This is a genomic window from Agrobacterium rubi TR3 = NBRC 13261, from assembly GCF_000739935.1.
Taxonomy (GTDB): domain Bacteria; phylum Pseudomonadota; class Alphaproteobacteria; order Rhizobiales; family Rhizobiaceae; genus Agrobacterium; species Agrobacterium rubi.
On sequence record NZ_BBJU01000021.1, the window covers coordinates 1 to 11,618 of the forward strand.

At 60.2% G+C, this 11,618-nt stretch carries 9 protein-coding genes; 3 read left to right on the plus strand and 6 right to left on the minus strand.

Annotation, left to right across the window (positions count from 1 at the left end; all coding sequences use genetic code 11):
• Positions 1-75: 75 nt before the first annotated feature.
• Positions 76-2,388 (minus strand): Tex family protein, encoded by a 2,313-nt coding sequence (locus tag RRU01S_RS16525; protein WP_045231409.1) that lies wholly within the window; start codon positions 2,386-2,388, stop codon positions 76-78.
• A 173-nt stretch (positions 2,389-2,561) separates the two neighbouring features.
• Here RRU01S_RS16525 and purD point away from each other — a divergent pair, with 173 nt between their 5' ends.
• The 3 genes from purD (at position 2,562) to RRU01S_RS16540 (ending at position 6,505) form a co-directional block, all read left to right on the plus strand.
• Positions 2,562-3,836, plus strand: a complete 1,275-nt coding sequence (purD, locus tag RRU01S_RS16530) for a phosphoribosylamine--glycine ligase (RefSeq protein ID WP_045231410.1) — start codon at positions 2,562-2,564, stop codon at positions 3,834-3,836.
• Positions 3,837-3,948: 112 nt separating this feature from the next.
• The gene (locus tag RRU01S_RS16535; protein ID WP_045231411.1) at positions 3,949-4,413 is read left to right on the plus strand and encodes a plant virulence effector HPE1-like domain-containing protein; all 465 of its coding nucleotides are present in this window, start codon (positions 3,949-3,951) and stop codon (positions 4,411-4,413) included.
• Positions 4,414-4,675: 262 nt separating this feature from the next.
• Positions 4,676-6,505, plus strand: coding sequence for a methyl-accepting chemotaxis protein (locus RRU01S_RS16540; RefSeq protein ID WP_045231412.1), 1,830 nt, complete (start codon positions 4,676-4,678; stop codon positions 6,503-6,505).
• 57 nt (positions 6,506-6,562) lie between these two features.
• Here RRU01S_RS16540 and RRU01S_RS16545 read toward each other — a convergent pair whose 3' ends face one another.
• From RRU01S_RS16545 to RRU01S_RS26365, 5 genes are all read right to left on the minus strand, one after another.
• Entirely contained in the window at positions 6,563-7,045 is a 483-nt protein-coding gene (locus RRU01S_RS16545) for a 2-thiouracil desulfurase family protein (protein ID WP_412674293.1), read from the minus strand.
• 2 nt (positions 7,046-7,047) lie between these two features.
• Complete coding sequence (locus RRU01S_RS16550) at positions 7,048-7,362, minus strand: helix-turn-helix domain-containing transcriptional regulator (protein ID WP_045231414.1); 315 nt, start codon at positions 7,360-7,362, stop codon at positions 7,048-7,050.
• Position 7,363: 1 nt separating this feature from the next.
• Positions 7,364-7,684 carry a type II toxin-antitoxin system RelE/ParE family toxin gene (locus RRU01S_RS16555; protein WP_045231415.1) on the minus strand — a complete coding sequence of 107 codons (321 nt, stop codon included), beginning with the start codon at positions 7,682-7,684 and terminating at the stop codon, positions 7,364-7,366.
• Between the two features lie 40 nt (positions 7,685-7,724).
• Positions 7,725-10,094 carry a glycine--tRNA ligase subunit beta gene (gene glyS / locus RRU01S_RS16560; protein ID WP_045231416.1) on the minus strand — a complete coding sequence of 790 codons (2,370 nt, stop codon included), beginning with the start codon at positions 10,092-10,094 and terminating at the stop codon, positions 7,725-7,727.
• Between the two features lie 1,129 nt (positions 10,095-11,223).
• Positions 11,224-11,618, minus strand: a 395-nt coding sequence (locus RRU01S_RS26365) for a hypothetical protein (RefSeq protein WP_210165238.1), incomplete at its 5' end; no start/stop codon positions are given.

The window sequence follows — 11,618 nt, forward strand, 5'->3', positions numbered from 1 at the left end:
AGAGGGGGGTGAACCGCACCCGCTACCGCTTACGAAAGAACCACCAGCTTCCGGCAAATCAAGCGTCACCGCCACTCACCGCTTCTTCATGGCTTCCGCCAAAGCTGCCGCCAAGGCACCGCCGGGTTGCGCCGCCTCGGCACGCGTCTGCGGTTTGGCGCTGGCATGGCGCATGGCATTGGCGTTGCCCTTTTCGCGCATCGGCTGGGGTGCGGCCTCGCCGCCATCCTTGCGCATGGTGAGACCGATGCGCTTGCGCTTCACGTCCACTTCCACCACGCGCACCTTCACCACATCTCCCGCCTTCACCACCTCGTGCGGGTCTTTGACGAAACGGTCGGCCAGTTGTGAGACGTGGACGAGGCCATCCTGATGCACGCCGATATCAACGAAAGCACCGAAAGCCGCGACGTTGGTGACCGTACCTTCCAGCAGCATGCCGGGTTTCAGGTCGGTGATTTCATCCACGCCATCGGCAAAGGTCGCGGTCTTGAAGCTCGGGCGCGGGTCGCGGCCCGGCTTTTCCAGCTCAGTGATGATGTCTTTGACGGTGGGAAGACCGAACTGCTCATCGATGAATTGTTTCGGGTCCAGCGATTTCAGCGCGGCACTGTCACCCATGACAGAGCGCAGATCGCGACCGCAGGCGGCGACGATCTTCTTGGCAACGCCGTAAGCTTCCGGGTGTACGGAAGACGAATCCAGCGGCTCCTTGCCGTTGGGAATGCGCAAAAAGCCCGCGCATTGCTCGAATGTGCGTTGACCGAGACGCGGCACTTTCAGCAGTTCCTTACGGCTGGCAAACGGTCCCGTCTGATCACGGTGCAGAACGATGGCATCGGCAATTGAGCTACCGAGGCCTGAAACCCGGGCCAGCAGCGGGGCGGATGCGGTGTTGAGATCGACGCCCACGGCGTTCACCGCATCTTCGACAACAGCATCCAGAGAGCGCGACAGCTTGCCCTGATCGACATCGTGCTGGTACTGGCCGACGCCGATGGACTTCGGCTCGATCTTCACCAGTTCCGCCAGCGGGTCTTGCAAACGACGCGCAATGGAGACGGCACCACGCAGTGAGACGTCCAGATTGGGGAATTCGGCAGCAGCACTGGCTGAGGCCGAATAGATGGACGCACCCGCTTCCGAAACAATGACCTTCGTGGGTTTCGCGCCGCTCAGCTGCCCCAGCATATCGGCCACCAGACGTTCGGTCTCGCGGCTACCCGTGCCATTGCCGATGGAGATCAGCTCGACATTGTGCTTCTTGATGAGGCTCGCAAGCTCCGCCTGCGTGCCACGAATATCGTTTCGCGGCGGGAACGGGTAGACCGTGGTCGTATCCAGCAACTTGCCGGTGCCATCGATAATCGCCACCTTGACGCCTGTGCGAATGCCGGGATCGAGACCCATGGTGGCGCGGGAACCAGCAGGAGCTGCCAGCAGCAAGTCCTTGAGATTTCGGGCAAAGACGTGGATTGCTTCCTCTTCAGCCTGCTCCCGCAGCTCGCGCATCAGGTCGAGCGACAGCGACATGGACAGCTTCACGCGCCAGGTCCAACCCGCAACTTCCATCAGCCAAGCATCCGCAGGTCCCGCACTGCGAATATCAAACGTGCTGGCGATGGTACGCTGGGCGGGTTTGACCGGCGACGGATCATCCGCATCGACATCGATGGTCAGTGTCAGCACTTCCTCGTTCCAGCCACGCAACATGGCCAGCGCCCGGTGGCCCGGCACGGTTGCCCATTTTTCCGAATGGTCGAAATAGTCGGAGAATTTTTCGCCCGTCGCCTGCTTGCCATCCACCACCTTGGCGCGGAAGGTCGCATTGTGGCGCATGTAGTCACGCAGCCGCTTCAGCAGATCGGCGTTCTCGGTCATGGTTTCGGCCACGATGTCGCGCGCACCCTCCAGCGCCGCCTTCACATCGGTGACCTCGCCCTGAACATAGGTGCCTGCCAGCTTCGCCGGGTCGGCGCTGCGGTCGTCCCAGATGGCTTGCGCCAGCGGTCCAAGCCCGCGTTCACGGGCAATTTCGGCGCGGGTGCGGCGCTTGGGCTTGTAGGGAAGGTAAAGGTCTTCCAGTTCCGCCTTGGTCGTGGCCGAGACGATCTTGACCATCAGTTCATCGGTCATCTTGTCCTGACCCGTGATGGAATCGACGATCGATGCGCGCCGAGCATTGAGTTCACGCAGGTACGACAGCCGCTCCGCCAGCGTGCGCAGTTGCGTATCATCCAGCCCACCGGTCATTTCCTTACGGTAGCGGGCGATGAACGGCACGGTCGCGCCTTCGTCCAGCAGCGCGATCGCTGCCTTGACCTGTTCGGCGCGGGCATTGATCTCGGAAGCGATTGTCGGGGCGATACGGGCATTATCTGCGGACATATGGTTCTCTGAACTGTTTGAAAAATCTGCCCGAACATAGATGTTGATTATGGCATGACAACAGGAAGCTTTATCGATTCCACAGAAAAGCCGCAGGTGACCTTGACCTTTCCTGCCCCTGCCCTTAACGCCCCAACAATACGATAAAACGCGAGATGACAGGGGTGTTGACCATGAAAGTTCTGTTGATCGGTTCCGGCGGACGCGAACATGCGCTGGCGTGGAAAATTGCCCAGTCCCCCCTGCTGACGAAACTCTACGCCGCCCCCGGCAACCCCGGCATTGCCGACCACGCGACGCTGGTCACGCTCGATGTCGAAGATCATCCGGCAGTCATCGCCTTCTGTCAGGACAACTCCATCGACTTCGTCATCATCGGCCCGGAAGCGCCGCTGGTGGCGGGTCTGGCGGATGACCTGCGCGCAGCGGGCATCGTGACCTTCGGCCCATCCAAGGCGGCAGCACAGCTCGAGGGTTCCAAGGGCTTCACCAAGGATCTCTGCGCGCGATACGATATCCCAACCGGCGCCTACCAGCGCTTCAAGGCTGCCGAACCCGCCAAGGCCTATGTCCGCGAACAGGGCGCGCCCATCGTTATCAAGGCCGATGGTCTGGCGGCTGGCAAAGGCGTGACAGTTGCGATGACGGAAGCCGAGGCGCTTGCAGCCATCGACGATTGTTTCGATGGCGCATTTGGCGCTGCCGGTGCTGAAGTCGTGGTCGAAGCCTTTCTCGATGGTGAGGAAGCCAGCTTCTTCTGCCTGTCCGATGGCAAGACGGCGCTGGCGCTGGCCACCGCGCAGGACCACAAGCGCGTCGGCGATGGCGACACCGGCCCCAACACTGGCGGCATGGGTGCTTACTCCCCTGCCCCGGTCATGACGCCCGACATGGTCGAGCGGACGATGAAGGAGATCATCGAGCCAACGATCAAAGGCATGGCCAAGGACGGTAATCCGTTTTCCGGCGTGTTTTTCGCAGGCTTGATGATTACGAAAAAAGGCCCGGAGCTGATCGAATACAATGTCCGTTTCGGCGACCCTGAATGCCAGGTGCTGATGATGCGGCTGAAGAGCGATCTTCTGCCCATCCTCCATGCGACGGCCACCGGCACGCTGGACCAGGTCAGTGCCGAATGGCGTGACGATGCGGCACTGACCATCGTTCTGGCGTCGAACGGCTACCCCGCTTCCTATGAGAAGAACACGCCGATTGCGCATGTGCCGGACGAGCGCGCCGATGCCAAGGTCTTTCACGCCGGCACATCCAACAAGGACGGCCAACTGGTTGCCACCGGGGGGCGCGTTCTGAACGTGACCGCCTTTGGCAAGACCGTGACCGAAGCGAGGAACCGCGCCTATGCCTTGGTCAAAGAGGTGAAGTGGGACAATGGTTTCAGCCGCACGGATATAGGCTGGCAAGCTGTAGCCCGCGAAAAAGCACGGTAAACAACGCCGGATTTCGTTCAATATTTACCAATATTCCTGACCGGATGGAAAGGAAGTCTTGGTAAAATTATCCCCGTTAAGCAGCAGAATGGCTGCGGGAAACGGGGGTTTTATGCGCAAGACTTTGCTGACAGTCGCAATCGTGCTGGCGAGCGGTTCTGCCATGGCATCCTCCATCGACGTCATCCACGGCAACCGCACCGGCAACGGCAGCGTGGTCTCCGTGACTTGCGAGGCCTGCCCAATCGCGATCGTGAAGGCCAAACCCGCAGAAGCTGCCCCAACCCTTTCCCCCGGCACCCAAAACATTTCCATTCGCGATGTCGATGGCAAGAAGCAGATCGTGCGCACGGAATCCTGGCTTGGCGGCTCGCCCGTGACCTTTGTCAGCAAAAATGCCGCATGGCTTCCCGCCGATGACACGGCCACGGCGCTGGCCGAGACAATGCCAACGATCGATACGCTGGTGAAGACATCGGCCGTGGAAAACGTCGTCAAAGACGTTGCTATTCCCGTTGCGGCGGATGCTTCCGCACCTCTGGCGTTTGATGGTGTGTTGCTTCGGCAATCTCACTGAGACCGACCATCCTGAGTCAGCTTATAGACGCCATAGCAACTACCGATAGAAAACCATTGCCGCAATTTTGATAAATCGCAAGTTCTTTTCTATCAAACAATGATTCTCGATTAAAACTTAAATATTTATTCAGCGTTCTCAAGCTTCATCTTCTAATAGACGGTGCGATGAGCGCATCTGTATTGCGCATCAGGCGCTGATCTCTACTCGACATCAATAATACCCTGTTGTTACTCAACGCACCGTAGCCCTGTGAGCGCTCATGAAAAACTTGCCGATTTCCCGACAATTGATCCTGCTCGTGGTGGCCCTGATGGCAGCTTTTGCCTTGACCACCTACTTCCAGATCAGATCGTCCGTCAACGCCATCTATGAAGAGCGCTACGGCATGCTGCGCACGCAGGTTCAGTCGTCGATTTCGATCTTCCAGTCGTTTTACGACAAGGAAAAGGCCGGCACGCTGACCCGCGAACAGGCCATGGCCCAGGCCTTCGCCATCGTCGCCGCGATGAAGTACACGCCAGACGGTTACATGTTCGGCTATGACTACGATGTGAAGATGCTGTTTCACCCCGATCCCAAGCGTGTCGGGCAAAGCTTCAAGGGTAAGCCGGACACTCAGGGCTTTGCTTACCGAGACGAATTGGTTCGGCTGGCACGCGCAGGCGGCGGCGAAACAAGCTTTTATGGCCCCAAGCCCGGCGTGGAAGGCGACACCTATTTGAAGAGCTCCTACGCCATGGCGTTCGAACCCTGGCAGGTCGTGGTCGTCACAGGCGTTTATGTCGACGACCTCCAGGCGCAGGTTCGCTCCACCATCATCAATGCCATATCCTTCGGCGTCGGCGTGTTCCTGCTGGGTCTTTTGGCCGCCTATGTCGTGATCAGAGGCATTTCCAAGCCGCTGGACGATATCCACAAGGCGCTGGGCGAAGTCGCCAACGAGAATGTCGATCTGGCCATTCCCCACACCGGCATGAAAAACGAGATCGGCCTGATGGCGAAAGCAACGGAGGCCCTGCAACACAAGGTGCGCGAGCGCCACACCATGCAGGCCCGTCAGGACGAGCAGCAACAGCAGCTGGACACCGAACGCCAGACCAATCTCGACATGCAGCGCGACGAAGCCGAGCTTCAGGCTCGCGTCGTCACCACCATTGGCGATGCGCTGGTGCAACTTGCGCAGGGTGACCTCACCGTTCGCTGCGCCGACCTCGGGTCCCGTTACGCCGATCTGCGCGACAACTTCAACGAAGCGCTGTCGCAGCTGGACGCCGCCATGGCGAAGGTCAACATCAAGAGCATCGATATCGGCAGCTCCAAGGATGATATCCGCAAAGCCTCCAGCGAGCTTTCGCAGCGCACCGAACGTCAGGCCGCAAGCCTTGAGGAAACCTCGGCGGCACTGGACGAGCTGACGGTCGCCGTACGCCAGACGGCGGATGGCGCGACAGAAGCGGCCAAGCGCGTCAACTCGATCAGCTCGGACGCCAACCGCAGCGACAAGATCGTCGAAGAGGCGATTGGTGCCATGAGCGGCATCGAGCAATCCTCGGAGGAAATCTCCAAGATCATCGGCGTCATCGACGGCATCGCCTTCCAGACCAATCTTCTGGCGCTGAATGCCGGTGTGGAAGCCGCCCGTGCCGGTGAGGCCGGTAAGGGCTTTGCCGTGGTCGCCCAGGAAGTGCGTGAGCTCGCCCAGAAATCGGCCGCCGCCGCCAAGGAGATCAAGGAACAGATCGCCCGTTCGTCCACGCAGGTGGAAAATGGCGTGCGCCTGGTGGGGGAAGCCGGCGATGCGCTGAAGCGGATTTCCGATCAGATCAAGTCTTCCAGCGACATCGTCAGCAAGATCGCCCATTCGGCTGCCGAGCAGGACACGACGCTGCGCTCCATCTCGTCATCGCTCAACCAGCTGGATGCCGCCACCCAGCACAATGCCGCCATGGCCGAGGAAACCACGGCATCGGCAGAAGCGCTGGCCGCCGACACCGAGGAACTGCTGAACCTCATCCGCTCTTTCCGCGTCTCGCAATCCTCGACATCCTCCCTGCATGGCATGGGCCAGCAGATGCGGATGGCAAGCTGACCGGGTGGTCGGGAAGTATGGCAGGTTACCAAACGCCGGGGAGAAATCTCCGGTGTTTTATTGTGTCAGCCGATCCAGCGCATCGATCTGCCGGTCGGAAAACACTGCGATACCTGCCTGCTCCAGCAGTGCTGCAGTAACGCCATTGCCAGCGTGCTTACGGCCCGAAAACGAGCCGTCATAGACCGAAACTGACCCGCAGGATGGACTGCCATCGATCAGCAGCGCATAGCCGCAGCCATTGTCCTTTGCGAAAGCCAGCGCCTTTTGCGCACCGGCCACGAACTGCGCCGTCACGTCACCACCGGTGATTTCGATCACCCGCGCCCGGCCCTCCAGCACATCGAGGCCCGAGGCTCCATTTTCGATTTCTGCAGGCGGACGCGGGACCGCCATGCCGCCTGCCATTTCGGGACAGATCGTCACCAACCTACCCTCTTCCTTCCAGCGCTCGATGGCCGGGTGGGAGAGCGGCTTGCCTTTGCCATCGTAACGGACGGCGTGGCCGAGGAGGCAGGCACTGATGAGGATTTTGGGCACACTCAAGCCGCGGCGACAGCAAGGTGAATGCCGGAGTCTTTCTGAAGCGCATGGATGACGCTGAACAGATTATCCGCACGCGGATTGCCCTTTGGTCCGAACATGCGCATCAGGCTTTTGGGCGGCATATCCACCGCGATGGCCAAAGCTTCGAAGCCGAGCGTCGCATTGATGAAGTCACGCAACACGGCCTTGCCGGTGTCCACGTCACCTTCCAGAAACAGTTCGACTGCATCCGAGAGAAGTGCTGCCCTGAAGGCAGGGTCATTTTCTGCCCGCAGCTTGACCGTCTGTTTGAAGTCCCGTGTCAGGGCCATGTCAGATACCCTTTCTGGATTTGTAGTCGCGCCACAGACCATGTGCGGTCTCGATATCGTTCTGCTGCCGCGCTTTGGTTCCACCGACCAGCAAGATCACCAGTTCATCGCCATCGCGACCGAAATAGACCCTGTATCCCGGCCCATAATCAATCCGGTACTCCAGCACGCCCGAGCCGACGGTCTTGACGTTGGAGAGATTGCCCTGTCCCATGCGGGTCAAGGCAATCGTCACTTTGGATGCCGCACGGGCCTCGATTTTCGCGAACCAGCGGCCAAATGGGCTGATGCCATTCCGGTCGATGTATTCGACGATCTTCATCGCTTATAGTACCATAAATGCTACCATGAGCAAGGCCACCTCAGCCACTGATCTTCGAGAAGTCCGCAACCGTTCCCGTTGCTTCACGGATGGCCTTGAGCAGAGCCAGGCGGTTGGCGCGGATGGCGGTGTCTTCGTCGTTGACGAGGACGTCTTCGAAGAATTTGTCGACCGGCGCGCGCAGCGTCGAGAGCGCCTGCATGGCGGAGCGGAAGTCTTCTGTTTCGACCGCTTTGGCGGCATCGGCGGAGGCGGTTTTGATGGCGGCGTAGAGCGCCTTTTCGGCGTCGAGCTTCAGCAGCTCTTCCGACACGCTATCCGCCACCACGGTGCCCTTCTTTTCTTCGGCAGCCAGAAGCTGGGTGGCGCGCTTGGTGCCAGCCAGAAGGTTGATGCCATCCTGATCCGTCACGAAAGCCGTCAGCGCTTCGACGCGGCGGGCGACCATGAGGAGATCGTCGGTCTCAGGCGTGAGCACGGCTTCGATGAGATCGTAGCGCGCACCGAAATCGCGGAGGTAGACTTTCAGGCGGTCGTGGAAGAAAGAGAGGAGGTCTACACTAATTTTCAGAGTAGATGGAAATGCCTCTTGGTAGGAAGGAGGTTCTCCCTCAGTAAATATTTTAACGACATTTGCATCATCGTCAAACGGCGAGGCCATCCTGCCTTCTTCCCCGTTCATCGCAGGGAGAGCCCAGAACGGTCGGACGTGCGGCTCGGGTCCAGCTAGGTAACCATTTTCGGGAACTACTTTTTTTAGCACCTCCAGATAGGTAGCTTTGAAGGCGTGTCGTAACGGCAACCGAACATTCCGCTCCAGAATCATCCGCACAACGCCCAGCGCCGCACGGCGCAGTGCAAACGGGTCTTTCGAACCCGTGGGCTTTTCGTCGATAGCCCAGAAGCCGACCAGCGTGTCGAGCTTGTCGGCAAGGGCGACGGTGAGGCCTACCTTGTCTTCCGGCAGACGGTCAGACGGGCCGTTAGGCTTCCAGTGGTCTTCGATGGCAGCGGCAACGCTCTCGTCCTCGCCCTGCAAAAGGGCGTATTTGCGGCCCATCAGACCTTGCAATTCGGGGAATTCGCCGACGGCTTCGGTGCGCAGGTCGGCCTTGGCGAGAACCACGGCGCGGTCTACCAGATCAGCATCGGCACCGATAACCGGGGCAAGCTGCTTGGCCAGTTCACGGATGCGGGCGACGCGTTCGCCCTGCGTGCCGAGCTTGGCGTGGAAGGTGACGTTCAGCGCATCGAGCTTGGCCATGCGCTGGTCCAGCGGCTTTTTCAAGTCGAGGTCGAACTTTGCAGCTGATGCCTTCAGCGTTTCCAGGTCCGGCAGGTCGCCCTGATCGCGGGTCCAGAAGTGCTTGGCGTCCGAGAGGCGCGCGCGCACGACCTTGCCGTTGCCGTGGATGATTTCCTTGCCGCCATCCTTGGCTTCGATGTTGGAGACCAGAATGAAACGGTTGGACAGGCCCTCCGTCGCGCCTTGCGGGCGGGTGACGAAACACTTCTGGTTGGTCTTGATGGTGAGGCGGATGATTTCGGCGGGGATTTTGAGGTAATCTTCCTCGAAGGTGCCGATCAGCACCTGCGGCCATTCCACGAGGCCGGAGACTTCTTCCAGCAGGCCTTCGTCTTCCACGAGATCGAGGCCGTTGGCGAAAGCCAGATCCTTGGCGTCGTGCAGGATGATGTCCTTGCGGCGCTCTGCATCCAGAATGACCTTGGCCTTTTCGAGGCTCGACACATAGTCTTCGAAGCGGCGCACGGTGATGGCTTCAGGCGCGTGGAAGCGGTGGCCATAGGTCACGTTGCTGGCCACGATGCCATCGATCTCGAAGGGAATGACCTGCGTTTCGTCATGTTCGGGGCCGAACAGGCAGACGATGGATTGCAGCGGGCGCACCCAGCTGAGGCTTTCCGAACCCTTGCCTTCAATGCCCGCATAGCTGGAGCCCTTCGGCATGGAGGCTGGCCCGGAGCGCATGGAAACAGGCCACGGGAACTTGCGGATAATGCCGGGCATCACCTCGGCAATGATCTCTTCTGCCGCACGGCCGGGCTTGTTGACGATGGCAATGTAGAAATCACCCTTCTTCGGGTCGGACACGACCTGCGCCTGCGCGATATCGCTGAGGCCCGCGCCACGCAAAAAGCCTTCGATGGCCTTTTCATTGGCATCGGTGCGGGGGCCTTTCTTTTCTTCGCGCACATCGGCAGAGCGTGCGTTCAGCCCGCGAATATCCAGCGTCAGGCGGCGCGGCGTCCAATATTCGCGCGCACCCTCATAGGTCAGCCCTTTTTCCACCAGCGCATCGGTGACGAGCTTCTTCAGATCGCCAGCCGCCTTCCGCTGCATGCGAGCGGGAATCTCTTCGGAGCGGAGTTCAAGCAGAAGATCGGGCATATCTATTTTCCGGTGTCATGGATTTTCGGTTGGCCTCTGCTAGCAAAATTTGCGGTGGATGCACAATGGTAATATCGGGCGGGTGGGGTGTTGTTGGCGGGATGGCAAGCCTCGGCGCCAGATCGCCCCCCTCTGGCCTGCCGGCCATCTCCCCCACAGGTGGGGAGATCGGCTGGGGGCTCGCTCCCCGTTTTATCCGCAGCGGCAGAGATGGCCGAGCGGTCTCCTCTTGCCGATCTCCCTCCTTGTGGGGGAGATGGCCGGCAGGCCAGAGGGGGGTGAGCGGCGTAGTCTGACCTTTCGGGTTGCTGCGTGGTGCCCGATGTCCAGCCTCTTACTCTGCCCTCTCGAAGGCTAAGGGCAACCACACTCACCGCCCTCATGCTGAGGTGGGAGCGAAGCGACCCTCGAAGCATCTGCCGCGCACTCTGCCTCAAGCCCGCAACCCTCGTCCTTCGAGGCTCCGGCTTTGCCTCCGCACCTCTCCTTCGACAGGCTCAGGATGATGGATGAGGATTGCTGCGTTGCATCCAGCATACGGCATACGACGACATGCACTCATCCAACTCCGTTGCACCATCCCTCCTTCGTTTCTAGCAAGGTGGGTAGCCGCACCCTCCAACCTCATGCTGAGGTGCTTTGGCCGAAGGACAAAGCCTCGAAGCATCCGCCGCGCACTCTGCCCTAAGCCCGCACCCCCCGTCCTTCGAGGCCCCTGCGGGGCACCTCAGGATGAGGGTTGCTTTGTTGCGGCCTGCAGCCCAGTACCTTGCACCCTGTACGCAGCATCCAGCCACACCCACCAAATCCAATCCTATCAAAAACCCGGCCACCGCTTACGCAAGCTTCGCCGTTCACGCGGCAGTACCTGCCCGTGGTTTGCTTCATTCTCTGGTCCCATAACCATTCGCGGCCACGGGTATGTCGGACGGGGCGCTGCAAGCTGCCTCGTTGGGTAGTCTATAAATGGCACCTTTCAGCGCCCCGTTCGGCTCTTTTGGCCAAACAGCAATCCTCTTGCCACGGCTGGCAGAGCCCGGACGGCGAAGGGGGAACCCTGCCGGAGAACCGGTCGGACGTGTTCAAGGTCCAACCCTTCCCATCCGGGTGGCGATGGCCTGTTGCCAGATCATCGCCCTGCCAGTTCGGCTGCATCTGCCTTCGATTTGCCTCCGCGCCGATAATCGAGGGGCGGAAGGATCGATCCGTTTTTCGCAAGCTCTTCACCCGCCAGCCCCGGCCAGGTGTGCCCCTTGCGATCCGTCCGCGCTGTTTTCCAACAGTGCGGGGCAGATGCAGCGTGTTCCTGTGTACCGCCTGACTTTCGCTTCAATCCCCATAGTCGCGTTCGACCAGAGGACGATGAGCTGTCGGTACACCCGGCGACCAATCTCCTGGCGGATGCATCGCGGGTCACCAAGACGGTCAGTCTTGGCATCCGTGATGCGGCCAGGTCGGGCATCGGGAGGATGACACCGGCCGGTCCGAAACCGGTGTCGTCCTCCTCCCGTGCCGCCGGGGGGA

Coding starts and splice junctions, on each gene's coding strand:
- RRU01S_RS16540 (WP_045231412.1), top strand. CDS start 4,676: ATGAAAAACTTGCCGATTTCCCGACAATTGATCCTGCTCGTGGTGGCC.
- purD (WP_045231410.1), top strand. CDS start 2,562: ATGAAAGTTCTGTTGATCGGTTCCGGCGGACGCGAACATGCGCTGGCG.
- RRU01S_RS16535 (WP_045231411.1), top strand. CDS start 3,949: ATGCGCAAGACTTTGCTGACAGTCGCAATCGTGCTGGCGAGCGGTTCT.
- RRU01S_RS16550 (WP_045231414.1), bottom strand. CDS start 7,362: ATGGCCCTGACACGGGACTTCAAACAGACGGTCAAGCTGCGGGCAGAA.
- RRU01S_RS16525 (WP_045231409.1), bottom strand. CDS start 2,388: ATGTCCGCAGATAATGCCCGTATCGCCCCGACAATCGCTTCCGAGATC.
- glyS (WP_045231416.1), bottom strand. CDS start 10,094: ATGCCCGATCTTCTGCTTGAACTCCGCTCCGAAGAGATTCCCGCTCGC.
- RRU01S_RS16555 (WP_045231415.1), bottom strand. CDS start 7,684: ATGAAGATCGTCGAATACATCGACCGGAATGGCATCAGCCCATTTGGC.